Annotated in this window: 15 protein-coding genes; 7 read left to right on the plus strand and 8 right to left on the minus strand. The window is 41.3% G+C overall.

The window, feature by feature from the left end:
* Positions 1–26: 26 nt before the first annotated feature.
* A complete protein-coding gene (gene ppk1, locus AC4CU0_RS11105) occupies positions 27–2,108 on the minus strand; it encodes a polyphosphate kinase 1 (RefSeq protein WP_078189935.1) in 2,082 nt (693 codons plus the stop codon).
* Between the two features lie 146 nt (positions 2,109–2,254).
* Positions 2,255–2,932, minus strand: coding sequence for a monofunctional biosynthetic peptidoglycan transglycosylase (gene mtgA / locus AC4CU0_RS11110; protein ID WP_078193019.1), 678 nt, complete (start codon positions 2,930–2,932; stop codon positions 2,255–2,257).
* A gap of 78 nt (positions 2,933–3,010) precedes the next feature.
* On the opposite strand from mtgA, the gene AC4CU0_RS11115 reads away from it, so the two are divergent.
* A complete protein-coding gene (locus AC4CU0_RS11115) occupies positions 3,011–3,835 on the plus strand; it encodes a rhomboid family intramembrane serine protease (protein ID WP_490743146.1) in 825 nt (274 codons plus the stop codon).
* 129 nt (positions 3,836–3,964) lie between these two features.
* Here AC4CU0_RS11115 and AC4CU0_RS11120 read toward each other — a convergent pair whose 3' ends face one another.
* Both AC4CU0_RS11120 and AC4CU0_RS11125 read right to left on the minus strand, forming a co-directional pair.
* Entirely contained in the window at positions 3,965–6,466 is a 2,502-nt protein-coding gene (locus tag AC4CU0_RS11120; RefSeq protein WP_490743147.1) for an ABC transporter permease, read from the minus strand.
* Positions 6,463–7,194: an ABC transporter ATP-binding protein gene (locus AC4CU0_RS11125; protein WP_180122197.1), complete on the minus strand. Its 732-nt coding sequence runs from the start codon at positions 7,192–7,194 to the stop codon at positions 6,463–6,465. Before AC4CU0_RS11125 ends, AC4CU0_RS11120 begins: the two co-directional genes overlap by 4 nt.
* A gap of 11 nt (positions 7,195–7,205) precedes the next feature.
* On the opposite strand from AC4CU0_RS11125, the gene AC4CU0_RS11130 reads away from it, so the two are divergent.
* Positions 7,206–7,835, plus strand: a complete 630-nt coding sequence (locus AC4CU0_RS11130) for an arylesterase (RefSeq protein ID WP_180133809.1) — start codon at positions 7,206–7,208, stop codon at positions 7,833–7,835.
* 83 nt (positions 7,836–7,918) lie between these two features.
* Here AC4CU0_RS11130 and AC4CU0_RS11135 read toward each other — a convergent pair whose 3' ends face one another.
* Positions 7,919–8,533: a carbonic anhydrase gene (locus tag AC4CU0_RS11135; protein WP_111884438.1), complete on the minus strand. Its 615-nt coding sequence runs from the start codon at positions 8,531–8,533 to the stop codon at positions 7,919–7,921.
* Positions 8,534–8,924: 391 nt separating this feature from the next.
* Between AC4CU0_RS11135 and AC4CU0_RS11140 the strand changes: the two genes are divergently transcribed.
* A complete protein-coding gene (locus AC4CU0_RS11140) occupies positions 8,925–9,908 on the plus strand; it encodes an alpha/beta fold hydrolase (protein ID WP_490743148.1) in 984 nt (327 codons plus the stop codon).
* Positions 9,909–9,954: 46 nt separating this feature from the next.
* Entirely contained in the window at positions 9,955–10,962 is a 1,008-nt protein-coding gene (locus tag AC4CU0_RS11145; RefSeq protein WP_490743149.1) for a hypothetical protein, read from the plus strand.
* Between the two features lie 37 nt (positions 10,963–10,999).
* On the opposite strand, the gene AC4CU0_RS11150 is transcribed toward AC4CU0_RS11145, so the two are convergent.
* Complete coding sequence (locus tag AC4CU0_RS11150) at positions 11,000–13,192, minus strand: TonB-dependent siderophore receptor (protein WP_490743150.1); 2,193 nt, start codon at positions 13,190–13,192, stop codon at positions 11,000–11,002.
* 229 nt (positions 13,193–13,421) lie between these two features.
* On the minus strand, positions 13,422–14,060 hold the full coding sequence (gene nfuA, locus AC4CU0_RS11155; protein WP_078189947.1) for a Fe-S biogenesis protein NfuA: 639 nt from the start codon (positions 14,058–14,060) through the stop codon (positions 13,422–13,424).
* A 158-nt stretch (positions 14,061–14,218) separates the two neighbouring features.
* Here nfuA and AC4CU0_RS11160 point away from each other — a divergent pair, with 158 nt between their 5' ends.
* The 3 genes from AC4CU0_RS11160 (at position 14,219) to AC4CU0_RS11170 (ending at position 17,032) form a co-directional block, all read left to right on the plus strand.
* Positions 14,219–14,836: a rhomboid family intramembrane serine protease gene (locus tag AC4CU0_RS11160; RefSeq protein WP_111884441.1), complete on the plus strand. Its 618-nt coding sequence runs from the start codon at positions 14,219–14,221 to the stop codon at positions 14,834–14,836.
* A 246-nt stretch (positions 14,837–15,082) separates the two neighbouring features.
* Positions 15,083–15,262: a hypothetical protein gene (locus AC4CU0_RS11165; protein ID WP_180005268.1), complete on the plus strand. Its 180-nt coding sequence runs from the start codon at positions 15,083–15,085 to the stop codon at positions 15,260–15,262.
* Positions 15,263–15,481: 219 nt separating this feature from the next.
* On the plus strand, positions 15,482–17,032 hold the full coding sequence (locus tag AC4CU0_RS11170) for a hypothetical protein (protein ID WP_490743151.1): 1,551 nt from the start codon (positions 15,482–15,484) through the stop codon (positions 17,030–17,032).
* Positions 17,033–17,197: 165 nt separating this feature from the next.
* On the opposite strand, the gene AC4CU0_RS11175 is transcribed toward AC4CU0_RS11170, so the two are convergent.
* Entirely contained in the window at positions 17,198–18,817 is a 1,620-nt protein-coding gene (locus tag AC4CU0_RS11175; RefSeq protein WP_180024086.1) for an inorganic phosphate transporter, read from the minus strand.
* Between the last annotated feature and the right edge of the window lie 471 nt (positions 18,818–19,288).

Genomic DNA, 19,288 nt, shown 5'->3' on the forward strand with positions numbered 1-19,288 from the left:
GCTCCCTTTATTTTTGTTCAACACATTTATTTAAATGCGTCTAAAAGCACATGCTGTGAATTATGTGCTTCCTCGCCCTCTTGGACATGGGTACGAATCCAACGCCCATCACTTTGGAGCAACCAAGCTTGCTGATTATCTTTTAGATAATTCACTAAACCTAATTGATAAATACGCTTTTTCAAGGCTGGATCTTCAATTGGGAAACAGGCTTCCACACGATTAAATAAATTACGATCCATCCAGTCTGCACTTGAACAGTAAATCCGTGCATCGCCATTATTACTGAAATAATATACTCGGGTATGTTCTAAGAAACGGCCAACAATAGAACGTACACGAATATTTTCAGACAGCCCCGGTAAACCTGGACGTAAACAACAAATAGAACGAATAATTAAATCAATCTGCACACCCGCTTGTGAAGCTTCATACAGTTTATTGATCAACTGGACTTCAGTTAATGCATTGACCTTGACAATGATTTGCGCAGGCTTACCTGCTTTTGCATTGGCAATTTCATTATCAATATAATTGATCAGTTGAGCATGTAAGGTAAATGGCGCATGCAGCAGTTTTTTCAACTTCGCCATTTTGCCCATACCAGTCAGCTCTTGGAAAATGCGATGTACATCCTCACAGAGTTCTTTATCAGTGGTTAACAGGCCATAATCGGTGTAGATGCGCGCATTGCCCGCATGATAGTTACCCGTACCTAAATGCACATAACGCACCAATTTATTATTTTCACGGCGTACCACCAAAATCATTTTGGCATGGGTCTTATAACCCACGATGCCATACACCACCACTGCGCCCGCTTCTTGTAATACATTGGCTACAGCAATATTTGATTCTTCATCAAATCGTGCTCGAAGCTCAATTACAGCGGTGACTTCTTTACCATTACGTGCTGCTTCCGCTAAAACTTGCACAATCTCCGAATCTGCGCCACTTCGATAAAGCGTTTGTTTAATGGCCAAAACTTGTGGATCACGTGCAGCTTCACGCAGTAGGTTAATTACAGGTGCGAATGATTCAAAGGGATGGTGCAGCAAAATATCTTGCTTTTGCATCGCACTAAAAATGTTTTCAGATTTTTTGAGTACTTTCGGTATAACAGGAATATGCGCGTCATAACGTAGATGTGGACGTTTAAAGTTTGACAGTAAACGTGCAAGGTTAACTGGTCCATCTACTTTATAGAGTTGCTCTTCTTCTAAATCGAACTCATCAAGCAAATATTCATAAATATGCTGCGGACAATTTTCTGTCACTTCCAAGCGAACGGCGCGACCAAAACGACGTGAATTCAACTCACCTTTGAGGGCTTTAGCCAAATCTTCAACATCTTCATTTAAAGCCAAATCGGCATTACGCGTCACGCGAAATTGGTAGCAACCCGTCGCCGTCATGCCGGGGAACAAATCAGAGACATGTTCATGAATAATTGCCGATAGCATCACATGATGCTCTTTGCCACCGGTTAACTCATCAGGGAGTCGAACGACACGTGGCAGCGAACGTGGTGCAGGTACAACGGCTAAGTCAATCTGACGACCAAACGCATCCTTCCCCTCTAGAGTCACAATAAAGTTCAGCGACTTATTCACTAAGCGTGGGAATGGATGTGCCGGATCTAAGCTAATTGGCGTTAAGACTGGAGCAACCTGTTCTTGGAAATATTTTTTTACCCATGCCGACTGTGCAGGGGTTAACTCACCACGACGCAAGAAGCAAATGTCTTCTTCACGCAATTTGGGTAAAATTTCTTGATTTAAAATACGATACTGGCGCTCAATTGCCGCATGCGCTGTCGCAGAAATTTCATCTAATACTTGTTTTGGTGTTAAGCCATCTGGACTGCGGCTTTCATTGCCTAAGTCTAGTTGCTCCATCATTCCCGCAACACGAATCTCAAAAAATTCGTCTAAGTTACGTGAAAAGATCAGCAAGAAATTCATGCGTTCAAGTAATGGATGTATCGGATCAACCGCTTGTTCGAGCACACGCAGATGAAAGTCGAGAATCGATAACTCTCGATTGATATAACGATCATTATAAGTATATTCAGTTGGTACTTGCGCGACTTCAGCTGCGGTATTCATTTCAAACCCATATTAAAAAATGTGTGCTGTACTCAGTTTAGTATGCTTCAAATTTGTGACAATTTCATAAAAAAAGCCCATAAAGATGAGCTTTTTGTTGTAATTCAAATCGCTGCCATGCCATTTGACAAGTGTTTAGATCATTCTTAATCTGGGATATGGCTATAACGCATATATTTTTGGATCATACGTTTACGATAATTCAGCTTACGATCTTGTCGATTTTCATCATAATATTTTGGATTAGGTAAAATAGCCGCAATAAATGCCGCTTGCTCTCGGCTCAAACTCCGTGAACTTTTACCAAAATAGTGCTGTGTTGCAGCTTCTACGCCATAGATATTGTCCCCAAACTCAACCGAGTTGAGATATACCTCTAAAATGCGTTGCTTCGTCCACATACGTTCCATCATCCATGTTGCAACGGCTTCCTGCCCTTTTCGGATAAATGAACGCTTATTATATAAAAATAAGTTTTTTGCCAATTGCTGCGAAATGGTAGACCCACCTGCAACTACTTTGCCTTTATCTTTATTGCGTTCTAAAGCATTTTGCATGCCTTCCCAATCAAAACCTTTGTGTTGTAAAAACTTGCCATCTTCCGCGGCAACAACAGCATGTTTGACATAATCACTGATTTGGTCGTAATCACGCCATTCGTGTTTAATCGGTTTCGATGGCTCAGACCAATAATCTAAACGCATCATCATCGTGGATTCCACAGGATGCGTACGCCACCACACTAGACTACCAAAGATCCAAAGCTGCACCAAAAGCACAAGACTGACAAGAATTAACAATGTACGAACAATAAAGGCTTTCATGTCAGTGTGTTACTCCAGAAATTCTGTTTTTTCATGTTAAGCTTATTTTTAAATATTTTGACACAGTACAAGAATAGCATGTCTGAACTCAGCCCTCCTGCTGTATCAACCCGTAAGCTGCAAATCCAACTGTGGTGGATCACGGTACTCTTAATTACCATCAATGTTGGACTCTTTGGCTGGCAAGTGTTGCATGGAATGAACGTTAGCCAACCCGACACACTGGATGCTTTGCGTTGGGGTGCTGATTATGCACCTTTAACCTTTTTAGAGGAACCCATCCGCTTATTCAGCAGTATGTTTTTTCATTTTGGCCTGATTCACCTGATGTTGAATATGTGGGCTTTGTATATTTTTGGCAGTGTTGCCGAGCAAATGTTAGGTCGTTTCTACTTCCTCGGTCTGTATGTTTTAGCCGGACTGATGGGAAGTTTATTGAGTGGGTATTTAACCATTCAAGACAGCTATGCTTTATTGGCCGAAGGTGCAGCCAATCAGCAGCTTTTCCCAAGTATTGGTGCAGGTGCATCGGGAGCAGTGATGGGACTGGGTGCCGCGCTGACGATTATTTCGCTGCTCCCTATGTTACCTAAACAGCAATTTTATCTGGATAAAAAAACCTTATTAATGGTGATGGGAATTAACCTCGCGATGGGCTTTATGATTAGTGGGATTAATAATGCCGCGCATATTGGCGGCATGTTGATGGGCGCTGCCTTGGCTTTCATTTGGTATGTGGGACAAAAATTACATCAATCCCTAATCATTCAAATCATCGGTCTAATCGCCGCAACTGTCGGATGCTATCTGTTTTATCTGCATTGCCAACAATTAATCCAACCGATTTTACCGCTTTGGGAACACTTTATCCTGCTGATGAAGCAATCGCTCACAGCACATTAAATAGTGGAATGAACCCAGTGGCTATCAACACAGACATGTTGAAAACACGTCAAATCTTGTCTAAATCCAAACTACGCACTAGGTTCTTGCTCCACTTTTAATTAGCTCAACCGTTAACCTTCTCCACGCTTAACTATTTAGTTCACGCAAACTTTCTAAGGGTGGGATGTCGCAAAGATAACTTAAGCGATAACGTCCGATCAATGTACAGACTAAGGTCATTACCAATGGGAGGATCAACCAAATTTCTGCATGTAGTTGGATGACCAGTTCCATTTTATAACTGACAATCGCACTGATTACTTCGGCAAAAATACACGCCACGACACCTGAAATTAGCCCCATCAAACCAACTTCCAAACTGAGCATCGACTTTAGCTTTTGCTTGGAACTGCCAAAGGAACGCAGTAATGCCACTTCTTTTTTGCGTTCATCCATAAATAAGTTCAAACATGCGATCAAGACCAAAATGCCTGAAATACTGACCAATAGCGCCAAGATAGTAATAATCTGAACCAATACACTGACGATGCGTTTGATCTCATCCAAAATTAGACTAACATCAATAAACACGGTATTCGAAAACTGCTGAATCAGATCAATTAACTGACTTTTATCTTGCGGTGGAACATAGAAACTCCCCAAATAACTGCCTGCATTTTCATCCATAGTTTGGGGAGAAAAAATAAAGAAGAAGTTTGGACTAAAGCTTTCCCACTCTACACTGCGAAGGTTAATTACCTTGGCTTGTAAAATCCCTTCAGGAAGGCTAAAACTCAGTCGATCTCCAATTTGAATACCCAGTTCTTGTGCGGTTTTCACCTCTACCGATACTTCGTTAACCTGTTGAAACTGCTGACTACCCGCGATGATTTGATTATCTTTTGGAAAAGTTGCAGCCTGCGTAAGATTTAATTCACGGCGTAATGAATTATTGCTTTTAATTAAGGCATCCGAAAAAGGGAGATCATTTTTGGCAACTAAACGCCCACGAATATTTGGGTACATCGGCGTCCCTTGCCAACCATGCAGCTTGAGTTGTTGATTAAAATCCTGCAACTCAAATGGCGGTAATCCATAGACAAATTGGTTAGGTGTCCCTTGTGGTAATTGTTGTTGCCAACGTTCCAGCAAATCTGTACGTAATACCGCTAAAACCGTAATCAGACTTAGACCCAATGCTAATGCGGTAATTTGAAATGCCGTTTGATACGGTGTGCGTATATACGCTGAGATTTTCGTCCCCCAACTTTTCAAGGCCTTTAAACTGAGCCAGACCATCATATATAAGCCGATACACAGGAAGATGATTGCGCAAATCAGCCACAGGGTGAGTTGTAAATTTTCAGTTAAAACCACACAAAACACCACCAAACTGAGTGTGCCGAAACTGAGCATCCAAAGCATGGAACGTACAGAACGCTCTTGTTGTCGTATCACTCGTGCAGGCGGAGTCCCTAATAATTGCCAAAGACTTGGAAGAACAAACCCTAATAGCACGATTGCACTGGTAAATATTGCAATGGGAAGCGGGCCAAGCAGCATGGAAAGAGCTGAAAACTCTAATTGTAAATTTGGAATCAGCTGTAGCATCAGTTGCAATAAGCCATAGCCCAATCCCAGACCAATCAAACTTCCAAACAGGATTGAAAGCCCGAGTACAACCAACAGTAAAGCCAAATAAGCACTTAATATTTGCTGTTTGGTCGACCCAATACAGCGCATCAGTGCAATGGCATCCTGATTTTGTTGGACATAGCGCTGACTGGTTAATGCGATGGCGATACCACAAAGTAGAATGGTTAAAATATTCGCCAGTTGTAAAAACGTTTCTAGGTTTGCAATCGGCTTCATCAAGCGAGTATTGCCTTCACTGGCATTTCTCAATTTCAAACTGCTTTGAGCCGCATCCTGAACCTGCGCTTGATCTGAATTGGCAGCACTACTTTCTGTTTGATCGCCAAATTTCTGCTTATACAGTTTTTCAAAGCGCTGGGTATTTTGTGCATCTCCTGCCATTAACAGGCGATATTCAATCCGACTCCCGACTTGAATGGCATTGGTTCTCGCCACCTCAGACTGCGCAATCATAACTGTCGGTGAAAAACCACTGAAGCCAAGCTCTTGATTGGTATCATGAATGATTTTGGCACTGACTTGAAAAGCAGCATCAGCAATATTGATCTGATCTCCAACCTTAACACCCAACAAATCCATGGCACGAGGACTTAACCAGACCTCACCTGCTTGTATGGAACGGTTTAGTTTCGGTTCTGTTTCGAGTTCACCTCGTAATGGAAATGCGGCATCAACGGCCTTGACATTGACCATGACAAATTGCTGATCGGTGTGCGCCATACTGCTAAATAGCGTGACATTGGATTGTTTTAATTGCAGTGCTTTGGCTTGTTGTTTCCACTCTTGTGGAATTGGTTCATTGGCTGTCAGCACCAAATCTGCTGCCAACATTTCAGCAGCTTGTAGCGCTACTGCATTTTGAATTTGTACATTGCTAAACTTTAAAGCAGTGGTGGCACTGATCGCCAAGGTCAGTGCGATCAATAATAAATACACACCCGTGGTTTTAAAACTCAGCTGTAAGAGTGGTCGAAACAGTGCCAAAAGATTCATGCAGCATCTCCTGTTCGATGCTCAATCAATTGACCATTGACCAATTCAAAGTGGCGCTGACATTGACGGGCCAAATCGGCATCATGCGTCACCAATACCAAAGTGGTTCCCATTTCACGATTTAACTGAAATAACAGTTGTTCAATTTCCTGTGCCGTTGCACTGTCTAAATTACCTGTCGGTTCATCTGCAAAGATCAGATCGGGTTCACTCACCAAAGCACGGGCAATCGCAACCCGTTGCTGCTCACCACCCGATAAAACTTTGGGAGCTTGTTGCGCTTGACGTTCTAATCCAACCTTTGCTAACAGTTTTAATGCTTTTTCTTCGGCGGCTTTGACCTGAAAATTTGCTTGTAGCCGTAGCGGCAGCATGACATTTTCCAATGCCGTTAAATGTGGCAACAACTGGAAAGACTGAAAGACAAAACCAATATGGGCCAAACGAACTTGAGCACGCTGTTCTTCATTTAATAGATGAATGTCCTGACCACAGACCCGTAATTGTCCCGAACTGGCCTGATCTAAGGTCGCCAAAATCCCCAACAAGGTGGATTTACCTGAACCAGAACGACCGGTAATCGCAACTTGTTCCCCTGCAAATATTTCAAGATCGAGTTGTTCAAAGATCGATAACTGTTTTTGTGGAAGTTGTATCTTTTGTGTCAATTGCTGTGCAGAAATAATCGCCTGTGGCATGATGTCAACATCTGTCGTGAGTTGGGTCATATCTTCCCTATATGCAAAATCGCATTCAAAATAATCGTCTATTGAGTTACTTGCTGGCTATTGCACTGATGTTCTGCCCGATGCTGCTCTCTGCCAAAACCATTATGATTTTGGGCGATAGCTTAAGTGCAGGTTACGGTGTTTCAGTGCAGCAAGGTTGGGTCCACTTATTACAAAAACGTCTAGACCAACAGTATCCGAAACAACATAAAGTGGTCAATGCAAGTGTCAGCGGTGAAACCACCAGTGGAGCTTTGGCACGACTGCCTAAACTGTTGCAAACTCATCGTCCAGACCTTGTGGTGATTGAATTAGGTGGTAATGATGGTTTACGCGGACAGCCCCCTGCACAAATTCAAAAAAACTTAGCGCAGCTGATTCAAAAAAGCCAACAGGCCAAATCGAAAGTCATTTTATTTGGAATGAAAATTCCACCGAATTATGGCAAGGCATATAGCCAAGCTTTTGAAAATAACTATCAAGTGCTGAGCAAACAGTACAAAGTCAAATTATTGCCTTTCTTTATGCAAGGGGTTGCGGGACATAAAAACTTAATGCAACAAGATCAGATTCACCCGAATGCCAAAGCGCAAACAATTTTGCTGAACAATGCTTATCCATTGATCAAAGCAAGTTTATAAATTTAGTTGGTGAAAATCGATTCATTAAAAAAGGCGCTTCATGTGAGCGCCTTTTTTTAAATCTTGTCTTTACTGTAGTTTGCTTAGAAATCGTAGAAGCTCACTTCACCCGTTTCGAGTGAATACTCAGCGCCCACCACTTTTAATTTGCCTTGCGCAATTAAGTTTTCGAGGACTGCTGAACCATGACGAAGTTGATTTACTGATGCAAAAACGTTTGAACGTACTGCATGCATTGAAAGTTTTTCAAGATCATCTTTCAATTCAGTTTGCATGAGTATTTCTACAGATGGACGAACGCGATTCACAATCGACATCAAGTTAGCTGATGGTGGTGTCGCAGGGTTAGTTAAAGCTTCAATCGTAGAATGAATCGCGCCACAGTGTGTATGGCCCAATACAATTACAACAGGACAACCGAAGCTTTCTGCTGCAAATTCCACGCTACCGACTTGAGACGGTGCCACAATATTACCTGCAACACGAATCACGAATAAATCGCCTAAGCCTTGGTCAAATACCATTTCAGCAGGAACACGTGAGTCTGAACACCCTAAAATAATCGCAAAAGGTTCTTGGCTTTCGGCCATTTCAGCACGTTGTTGATGCGTCAAAAGCTTTGGGTGATTCGTTTCACCGTCTACAAAACGTTGATTCCCTTTTTTTAAACGATCTAAAGCTTCTGCTGCTGTTAGCATGTTCTAATTACCCTTATCCGAAGTTGCAATATTTTAATCCCAGTCGAATCGATTGTCACTTGCAAAAACAATTGCTATGAATTTTTTCTAAGACGATGCTACTTGATAGAAAATGCTAGTCTACATTCATCAAAAAAAAATATTTTTTCTGTAATGGTTCACATTATTAAAACGCAAGTTTAACCACGTCAAAAAAGCAATGGATGACAAAGGTCATTTTTAATTTACAATATATTTCATAAATATACGCTTTCGCTATTTCAGCCCATTCTGATAATAGTCATATAAATGATCTAAAAAATATATCGATTCGATTTAACTGGGGTAAACGTCAATGAAAGGACATCATTTACGCGTTTTTGGCTTTTTCAAGCTAGCAACAATTTGCTGTATGACGTTTACTGCCAACAACACTTTGGCTGCAAATCCGTCTCCCATCAGCAAAAACTTTGCCGTACCCTCTATCGTGCAAAATTATTTGAGCCAAGAGCGTAAAGCGGCAGGTTTAGTCACACACAGTGTTCAAGTCGGCAATGTGAATTGGAGTTATAGCGAAGGCGGTCAACGCTCTAAACCGACCATCTTGCTCATTCATGGTTTAGGCGGCACACGTGATAATTGGAATCGTGTTGCGCATTATTTAACACCGAACTATCACGTGATCATCCCTGACCTTCCGGCCAATGGCGATACCCATGTCCCTGTCGATTTTGATGTCTCAGTGCCGAATGTCACGGAACAACTACGCCAGTTTGTCCTTAAAATAGATATTGAAGATAAACTAAATGTTGCAGGTCACTCATTGGGTGGTTCCATTGCCACGGTATATGCCTCTCAATATCCTTTTGACACCCAAAGCTTATTTTTACTCAACAGCGCGGGCATTTATAAACAAGCCAATACCAGTTATACCCGTGACCCGTATAAACTTAAAAATTTAATCGTTTCAAAACCGGGGGATTTAGATGATGTTATGCATAAACTCATGCAAAATCCGCCCAATGTTCCAACACAGCTTAAAGAAGCGCAGGAAAATATCTTAATTGCGCGTGCGCCCTTCACCAGTAAAATGATCGATCAAGTCGTCACACTCAATCGAATCTACACCCCTGAAACTTTTGCACGATTAACACGAACGGTGGAAGCACCAACCCTGATCCTTTGGGGCAAACAAGATAAAATCTTTAATGTTGAAGTGGCTAGCGAACTCAAGTCTTTACTGAAACGTGCGGAAACCCCAGTGATTTTAAATAACGTCGGTCATATGCCAATCTTAGAAGCCGAACAACAAGTTGCAGACCATTACTTGCCTTTCCTTGCGAAAAGTCAAAAGTTTAAAAACCCTTTGGTAGATAAACTGATTCAGTTAAACTGAGCATTCGCCATTTTTAGATCCCCATCACTGGGACTTCAGGGAAAGTATGCAGAAAAACCCGATGATTGAGCAGTTGATTGACGCTCAACTGAACTTTTTAGATCAGAGCTTTTCACACAATGATATCGTAGCCACTGAATTCACCCATTTTTATCAATGGTTTCGTAAACAATCTTTGCAGCAGATTTGGAGTTTTGATCAAATCAATGCCTTGTTGCAGAAACAAATTTTAAATACCCCTGCAAGTCAATTTCTGATTGAGCAAATTGCTGAACATATCAAATTTGCACTGATTCATCCTGCAAATGACAGCACCACGATTGCCGAAATCATTCCTGTGTTGACCATTGATAAAATTGCACAGTATGTGGCGAGTAAACAGGGACATCGTCAACGTTTAATTCATACCATGGTCAACAATCCTGCATTTTCAGCCATGATCAGTCAGTTGATTCAACATGCGATACAAGATTATTTAGACAACTCAGTTATTGCGAAATCTGTCCCCGGTGTTTCACGATTTATGAAAATGGGGAAATCGGTACTGGAAAATGTCACTGATACCAATTTAGATAATGCAGTCAGCAAATACTTACAAAAGAATATTTTAAAGCTCAGTCAAATGAGTGAAACCGTGTTAAATCAGCACTTTGATGATCATAAGCTGTACCATTTTCAAGCCAATTTGTGGCATAAAATTAAAGCGCTGCCAGTTTCAGTATTAAAGAACTATGTTGAAGTTCAGGACTTGCCGCAAACAGTTGCCATGGGTCATGAAATTTGGGACTTTATGCGACAGTCTGAGTATATGAAACAGCAAGTGCATGATGGCGTATACGCTTGGTACGTGCGCAATGCAGAACGCCCTTTTGATTTATTGCTACGTGATTTAAATATTGATGAAGCACTGATTCAGCATGAACTTCAAAACTTACTCAATCCTATCGTTCAACAAATGATTGAGTCGGGTTATTTGCGTGAGCGTTCACGTCTCTATTTAGAACAATTCTACTACTCAAGTGAAGCACTGAAAATTTTAAATATCCCAACATAAAAAAAGCCGCGTGAAGCGGCTTTTCTTTTGGAAATACTTAGAATTGGTATTTCAAACTTGCATAGTAAGCTCGACCCGGCTCGTTATATGTTTGGTTGACCGTTTTATCACGCAGTTTTTGCTCATCAAATAGGTTATTCACACCGATACGAGCACTCAAGTCCGCATTAAATTTATAACCAAAGTTAATGCCTGCAATGCCATAACTTTTCACGCTATCCATCGCCAAGCCATTTTTGCTTTCAAGACTAGTTTCTGCATATTGACGTGGTTTTTGACGACCATATTGGGTATAGACAAAGTTACTGTCTAATCGATCCGTGATGTTGTAGTTCAAAATAGAGTTTATGGTGTAATTTGGAATCACTGAAAGTGGATTGCCAGTACGTTTATCTTCAGAGTTGATCATATAGGTGACGTTATTGGTCCACGTGATATCACCCCAGTCCAAAGAAATACTTCCTTCAACACCTTCCACCAAGGCTTCTGGCGTATTCATCCAACGCAGTACATTATATGTTGTTCCATTTACTTCTAGTTCTTCTAGACGTGTATCCCCTGCAACGATCTTATTTTTATAATCATTACGGAACCATGCAAAGCTTGCATTTACGATGTCTTTTTCAAACTGTACACCTAATTCTTTATTCACTGAAGTTTCAGGTTTGAGATCACCATTACCTTGTAATAAACATTGGCTCAGCCCAATTGGACAGCCATTACCGCGAGTGCTTAACAGATAACCTTCCGCATTTTGGTACATATTGGGTGCTTTATACGCCTTAGCTACACCACCTTTTAGTGTCCAATAGTCACCAAGTTTTTGCGTAATATTGAGACTTGGACTCCAGCTATCTCCCGATTTACTATGATTATCATAACGCAGTGCCAAAACAACATCGGTGCTTTCGCCCAAATTCATATTATTTTCAATATAGGCCGACGCAATCCGTGAATCCATTTGTGAACGGTCACCTGAAGTCAGCGCATCACCAAAACCGCCTGCGCCAGCTTGTGTATTAACCGTATCGGTAAAGTCATCTTCGACCCACTCAGTGCCTAAAGTTAATACTTGTGGGACATACCATTGGAACGGTAGATTGGCTTCTGCATTAAAACGAATGGTTTCTAGATGTGACGTTTGTTTATTCTCGAGATTATTAATTTGTCCCTCAGTACTACCGCCTGTCCCTTCAGGTAGGCGTTTATTTTTAGTTTTGTCATATTGCGCAATGAGTTTACTATCACCCCAACCCCACGTACCTTCATGAGTTAATGCAAAACTATCACGATAAATGGTATTGGTTTCTTCACCGATTAAAGCCGATAAAATTGGTGCTTTGTTTGGATCGGCTGGATCAAATACACTGTTTTGACTGTCGCCTGCAAAACGGTTGCCTTGGCGGCCAACACTTGCATCAAACATCAAGACTTGTTGATCATTCAACTGCCAAGCCAAGCGCCCAGCAATATCTTTATTCTCTACGCCTTCTCGACCCGCCATACGCGCGCCATTGTTCATTAAAGCATTAATATCCGCAGCATCTGAATCGGTTTTGTTATAACTACCGTAGAAACGATATGAAAGGACATCTTTGAGAATTGGGCCGCTTAAGTTAAAGCTTTCACGGTGACTTGCGCCCTCTTTAGCATCTTCAGGCTGATTGGTAAAAACCTCCACAGAGCCATGCACGTCGTTGGTCACTTTCTTGGTTTTAATATTGACCACACCACCCATCGCACCTGAACCATAACGCGCTGCAGCTGGACCACGCAGCACTTCAATTGATTCAATAGCATCTGCAGGTACCCAGTTCGAATCACCACGTGTATCACGCTCACCGCGCCAGCCATAACGTACTGAGTTTCTCGAATTTACTGGCTTGCCATCAATTAAGATCAACGTGTTTTCAGGCCCCATACCACGGATATCAATCTGACGGTTATTACCACGTTGGCCTGTGGCACTGTTACCAGTCAAATTCACACCCGGCATACGGCGCACATACTCTGAAATATCATTCACAACCGGCATTTTTTCTAAATCTTCTGCCGTAATTTTTGAAGCACCTAATGATTGTTTAACTTGTTCTGCTGCAGTAACAACAATAGTTTCCATTTTAACTGCAGATTCATCGACTGCTTCTGCTGCTTCATTCGCATGGCTGAGGCTTACCATTGCGCTAAGAACTGAAAGTGTAAGCGTTGATTTTAATAGTTGTTTGGTCATTGAGTGCTTCCAAATAAACGTATTTATGGAGAAATCTAGAATAATGTGTTGCACATTGTAACCACCACAAACAATATTGCAATTAATTTTAATAATCATTCTCATTTATATTTGTGATATCGCTTATCATTTTGATGTAAAAACCCTAGAAATATCTAAAAATCTTCGTTTTTTTGATTTAGACAATAAAAAAGCCGCAAGGTTGCGGCTTTTTATAAAAATACTGAACTTATTTGAAATAAGCACCTTCAGTATTACTGTGATCCGTTTGGTCAACAACACGCATTAACTCAGGTACATGCTGCTTCAATGTTGTTTCAACACCTTGTTTCAAGGTTAAATCGATTGAAGAACAACCTTGACAACCACCACCGAATTTAAGCACTGCAGTTAAACCATGTTCTGCATCTTCAACCACTTCTACCAGTGCACAGTTACCACCATGACCTGCAAGGCCAGGGTTAATTTCTGACTGTAGAACATAAGTGATACGCTCTTCTACAGAGGCATCAGGACCCACACGGGGCACTTTAGAGTTTGGTGCACGGAAAGTTAACTGACCACCAAAACGGTCTTTGTTATAGTCAATCACCGCATCCAAAAGATATGGAATTGATGGGGTATCAATAAATGCAGGGAAATCTGGATAGTCTTGTTTATAGTCTGTAGGCACAACTTCTTCTGGTGCACTGTAAGCCATACAACATTCAGCACGTGGCGTACCCGGATTTTCCACAAAAACACGTACACCAATGCCCGGTGTATTTTGTTTATCCAAAAGATCTTTCAAATACTCTTGGGCATTTGGAGTGATCAATAGGTTTGGAATTTCTTCAGCAACTGCTGTGCTGTTGTTCTCAGTCGACATTACAATATTTCCTCAAGCTGAAGTCGCTATTTTAACTTAAGATGCGGGGCATTAGAAAAAAATCAACTAAAATTGTCGGAATTATTCTGAAAGTTCACGCTTTAGGCAGATTTAATGGCATTATTGAGCATAAATTTTAACAAGTAGAATAGTCATATATGTTGGGCCTACCCTTTAACCACACCGTGACCATTATCCTGATTACGGTGGTGATTTCACTGATTGCATTTTCAAATCAGAAAGTGATGAATCGTTTGTTATTTTGGCCGCCAGCCCTCAGTCGTGGCGAATATGATCGATTTATTAGCCATGGTTTTATTCATGCAGATGGCGCGCACCTATTGTTCAACATGATTACCTTATTTTTCTTTGGTAGCGTGATTGAAAGTTTTTATCGCCAATATTTCTTCGACATGGGCTTTGTATTGTTTTATTTAGGCGGTTTGATCGCTGCGATTATTCCGAGTTATTTAAAACATAAGCATGATACCCATTGGGCAAGTTTAGGGGCTTCTGGGGCAGTATCTGCAGTACTCTTTGCTTATATCTTGTTTGAGCCGTGGAAACTGATTTTTGTATTCTTTATTCCTGTTCCTGCGATTATTTTTGCCGTGCTGTATGTGGCTTACAGTATCTGGTCAGGTAAACGTGGCAACAGCAACATTAACCACAGCGCACACCTTTGGGGCGCAGCGTATGGTGTAATCATGACGATTATTCTTGAACCGAAGCTTATTCCGCATTTCTTAAGTCAGTTATTAAACGTTCCTTTCTAACGTTAAGTCTAAAAAATCAGTCTGATTTAACCAGTAAAATGACAGCCTAAACCGTTTCAGTTTAGGCTTTTTTATTGTGCTGCGTTAAATCGAAATGTCCTTTAATTTTTTTCTTTAGCCAATTTCCCACATTTACAGCACCGCACTTTGAATATCGAGCTATACAATTTCACAGCAGATTGAAACGCTATCTCCCCTTGCCCTGATTTAAACTGAAATGACACAGAATAAAAAAGGAAAATTCCAATGAAAATAGTCCTGATGTTCTCAAGTTTGCTGTTGACCTGCGTGTTGAGTGCTTGTGCCGTTCACACTCGTGAAGGCAGTATCGTGGTCGACCCAGATCGTAATCACTATCCTTATAATTACCCAGATCGCCATGGCGACTTTTGCCCGCCCGGACAGGCTAAAAAAGGCCGTTGTTGATTTGCCGTTATTGATTTAATGCCCTCTTCTTTTAAGCCTTCAAACCGAAGGCTTTTTCAATTCCGACAATAAAAATTGACGCTGTATATTCTACGAAAGTTCACAAAAGCACATGACAAATCATATAAATCTGGCACTTTATGCCACCCTATTTTTTAATTTGGCATAGATAATGTATACATCTGTATATTAATGACAAAATTAGCTGAGATATTTTGCATGTCGAGTTCAACTGAAGGTCTTCAATTTCCCATTTCGGCTTCAAACCAAAAGCCGAGTACATCTAAAACTGGTCGTGAAATTATTGCTGAAGCCTTAGCTGCAGTTGACCATCACTCTTCTGTACGTGCAAAACAAGAAAAAAACTGGCGTAAAAAATATCCTGAATATTTTAAAGCCTTGGTTGAACAAGGGATTCAATCATCTGAAGCAGCGATCAACATTGCTGAGCAAGGTTTAAATAAAGCGCATCACGTCTTTGAGTTTTATCGTAATCAAGAAAAGTATACGCTCAAAGATGCAGTAGCTTTGACTGCACATCCGCTGCATACCGTGAAATTAAAAGGTGAAAGTGACGCAGCGCCTGAGTGGTATGTGCCCTATCATGGTCAAAAACTTCAAGGTGAGGCTTTACTGGCTCAGATTCAAAAATGGCAAGATGCTGGCATCATTGAAGCCAGTCATGCCGACGCATTACGTGAAGCCATTGCACACCCAGAATGGTTCGATTTGTCAGATCGGACTATGGTGCTTTTTGGTGCTGCTTCCGAAGCTGGCCCACTGACGTGGTTAGCAAAATGGAAAGCCAATATTGTGGCAATCGACCTCAATAATGAACGTGTTTGGGATCGAATCTTAAGCACGGTTCAGGTCGGTAATGCCACTTTATATGCACCAAGTCTCGACGCTGTGCATGAAGACACACCCATTCAAGAACTAAAACACAAATTGGGCGCCAATTTACTGACACACATTCCTGAAATTGCACAATGGCTTGCAAAAAGTGAACATCAACTAGATCTGGCTGCAATTGCCTATTTAGATGGTGAAAAGCATGTTCGTGTTGCAATGGCAATGGACAGCATCATGGCCTATGTCAGCCAACAAAAAGCCGACACTAGCTTGATGTTTATGTGTACTCCGACCGATGTCTATGCTGTTCCAGAAGAAATTGTTACGGCAGCGCAAGCCAAATTTCAAAACCGTGCGTCTGCACAAAAACTATTGACACAAAGTATTGCCAAAGTCACAGGCCAGCATTTCTTTAAGCAAAATAACGAGCAAACCACCACAGCAGACAATGGAAAATCCTATGGTATCGCTGACTGTTTGGTGGTGGAACAAGGTCCAAACTACGCACTCGCAAAACGTATCCAACAATGGCGCGCAACTGTCGCACGTCAAAATGGTCAGCGGGTTAGTATCAATATTGCGCCATCCACCACGACCCGCTCAGTGACGAAGAATCCATTATTAAAAGCCGCATTTAATGGTGCGAGTTTATTTGATGTGGAATCGTTTCAACCTGAAACCACCAATGCACTCATGGCGGCTTTATGGATTCACGACTTGAGAAACCCTCAATCGGTTGCTAACCCTGAAACAGCGCTAGACCATCCATTAGAACTCATGATGCATGGTGCCAACCATGGTGGCTTATGGCGTGTGGCTTATTTGGCGCGTACTGCCTTACCTTTTGCAGCGCTGTATGGTTTTGCTGAAGAGAAATTGCCCGTGAAAAAAGTATTGGGGCTGTTTAAAAAAGCATAATTGCATTGGTTTAAATAAGTGTTGAACTTTGCAAAGCTTCAACTCGCTAGTTTGATTGTTCTAATTCGGCTCTCAGTCATCTCGTTAAAATCGGTGATGTCTGAGATAAAGCCATAAAAAAACGCTGCCGAAGCAGCGTTTTTTTATATCTGGAATTTGAGTTGCTTAGAACACTTTCAAGAATAACCAGTACAAGCAACCTGATAGACAGATCGTTGCAGGTAAAGTGAAGACCCAAGCTGATAGAATGGTTTTCACTGTTGCAAAGTTCAGACCCGATTTATTCGCGACCATGGTACCTGCAACCGCAGAGTTAAGTACGTGTGTAGTCGATACAGGCATACCAAAACCATCCGCAGCAGCAATCGTTGACATAGCAACAAGCTCGGCAGACATACCCTGACCATAGGTCATGTGGTTTTTACCAATACGCTCACCTACAGTCACGACAATACGTTTCCAACCCACCATGGTTCCAAGACCCAGTGCCAATGCAACAGCGACTTTCACCCATGTTGGAATGTACTGTAAGAACGAATCTAAGTGACTACGATATTCCTTCACTGTCTTTTGTTCAGCTTCTGCCATTGCTGGTAGTTGGTCAGCTTTATCTAGACGTTTAAAAGCAGTAGTACTTAAGTACATGTCATTACGAATCGAAGATACTTCTTGTTCAGGAATATCTTTTAAGTCGCCATACTGTGCAACACGCTCACCTAAATGATCGGTCAAACTTGCCAAAGCTGGCACAACTTCTGGGCTGACTTCTTTGGTTTGAATGTATTTGGTGAGTACATCACGTGCTTGTGCATCAGGAATATCCTTATGCTCTGCGTAGATCGCAGTCGCAGTTTGAGCAGATAACTGATGGAAAGATTGAATATGTTGATTATCTAAGTTCTTATTCAATGAATAAGCCAATGGCACACATCCGATCAAAATCAGCATGATCAGACCCATACCTTTTTGACCATCATTTGAACCGTGCGCAAAACTTACACCTGTACAGGTAAAGATCAAAATTGCACGAATTAGTGGTGGTGGCGGCTTGTTGCCTTCTGGTGGCTGAAACAATTCTAGCTGTTTGCGGAAAATACGCTTCACCAACAAGAAAACGAGAGCCGCAAATGCAAAACCAATCAGTGGAGAGAACAATAACGCCTTACCCACTTTAAGCACCTGCTCCATATCTACACCGCTCGCACCACCACCTGCATTTAACAGGTAATTCATGATGCCAACGCCAAGAATAGAACCAATCAAAGTATGCGAACTAGACGCTGGGATGCCCAAGAACCAAGTCCCTAAATTCCACAAAATCGCTGCGATCAACATAGCGAAAACCATGGCAAAGCCAGCACCTGAACCGACATTCATAATCAATTCAACAGGTAACAAGGCAATAATGCCGTAAGCGACTGCACCACTGGCAACCATTACGCCTAGGAAGTTACAGAAACCCGCCCACATTACCGCAACCGGTGCTGACAAGGCGTTGGTATAAATCACTGTTGCTACTGCATTTGCAGTGTCATGGAAACCATTTACAAATTCAAAGCCAAGTGCGATGAATAAGGCTGTGCCCAATAAAATCATTGAATAAAGACTTAAAGGCGGAACATGCGCTAAATCGGCAGTCACCTGAAAACCAATATAAATCAACGTTGAAATAATCACCGTTAAAAATACCGGCATAAAGAATTTCGGTGTAGGCACATGAACATTCGTGGACTTTTGAGGAGTCGACGTGTGCGCTGAATCTACGGGAGTTTGTTTAGAATTCATGCAGGCAGGAATAGAGGATTTTAAAATCCCCATATTGTTCAATTTAATTATGACAATTATATGACAAAGCGGTGTCATATAAAGCAATTTTTCATGCTTTATTTGTTTTTTTTAGGTGTTTAAAACCGACTCCTACACTCTACTTTCATAAAGTAAATCAGTTATTTAATCTACGTATTTAAACTTTATTTTCTTTGAAACCCAATGTTTCAGCTTATATTTCATCTGTCATGTTTTTTTGTCATATTGCATAGCCCTGCTGGATGTTTTTTAATCTTGCCTGAGCAATATGACAAATTCATGAAGCTTTCCATACATTTATATGAAATTGGAATATGAAATTAGCAAGTTGCAATATTGCTCATTAATTCAACAAGCTAATAATTGCGCGCTGTGAAGATGATTGAATATCAATAAAACTGCAATGAATTCTGTTAATATATTTGCCGATTTTATATTCCATCGGATTGG

This window comes from Acinetobacter sp. LipI_15, from assembly GCF_058242865.1.

Excerpts from the sequence above, each read along its gene's own strand:
- ppk1 (WP_078189935.1), bottom strand. The coding sequence starts at position 2,108 with ATGAATACCGCAGCTGAAGTCGCGCAAGTACCAACTGAATATACTTAT.
- mtgA (WP_078193019.1), bottom strand. The coding sequence starts at position 2,932 with ATGAAAGCCTTTATTGTTCGTACATTGTTAATTCTTGTCAGTCTTGTG.
- AC4CU0_RS11115 (WP_490743146.1), top strand. The coding sequence starts at position 3,011 with ATGTCTGAACTCAGCCCTCCTGCTGTATCAACCCGTAAGCTGCAAATC.
- AC4CU0_RS11120 (WP_490743147.1), bottom strand. The coding sequence starts at position 6,466 with ATGAATCTTTTGGCACTGTTTCGACCACTCTTACAGCTGAGTTTTAAA.
- AC4CU0_RS11125 (WP_180122197.1), bottom strand. The coding sequence starts at position 7,194 with ATGACCCAACTCACGACAGATGTTGACATCATGCCACAGGCGATTATT.
- AC4CU0_RS11130 (WP_180133809.1), top strand. The coding sequence starts at position 7,206 with ATGCAAAATCGCATTCAAAATAATCGTCTATTGAGTTACTTGCTGGCT.
- AC4CU0_RS11135 (WP_111884438.1), bottom strand. The coding sequence starts at position 8,533 with ATGCTAACAGCAGCAGAAGCTTTAGATCGTTTAAAAAAAGGGAATCAA.
- AC4CU0_RS11140 (WP_490743148.1), top strand. The coding sequence starts at position 8,925 with ATGACGTTTACTGCCAACAACACTTTGGCTGCAAATCCGTCTCCCATC.
- AC4CU0_RS11145 (WP_490743149.1), top strand. The coding sequence starts at position 9,955 with ATGCAGAAAAACCCGATGATTGAGCAGTTGATTGACGCTCAACTGAAC.
- AC4CU0_RS11150 (WP_490743150.1), bottom strand. The coding sequence starts at position 13,192 with ATGACCAAACAACTATTAAAATCAACGCTTACACTTTCAGTTCTTAGC.
- nfuA (WP_078189947.1), bottom strand. The coding sequence starts at position 14,060 with ATGTCGACTGAGAACAACAGCACAGCAGTTGCTGAAGAAATTCCAAAC.
- AC4CU0_RS11160 (WP_111884441.1), top strand. The coding sequence starts at position 14,219 with ATGTTGGGCCTACCCTTTAACCACACCGTGACCATTATCCTGATTACG.
- AC4CU0_RS11165 (WP_180005268.1), top strand. The coding sequence starts at position 15,083 with ATGAAAATAGTCCTGATGTTCTCAAGTTTGCTGTTGACCTGCGTGTTG.
- AC4CU0_RS11170 (WP_490743151.1), top strand. The coding sequence starts at position 15,482 with ATGTCGAGTTCAACTGAAGGTCTTCAATTTCCCATTTCGGCTTCAAAC.
- AC4CU0_RS11175 (WP_180024086.1), bottom strand. The coding sequence starts at position 18,817 with ATGAATTCTAAACAAACTCCCGTAGATTCAGCGCACACGTCGACTCCT.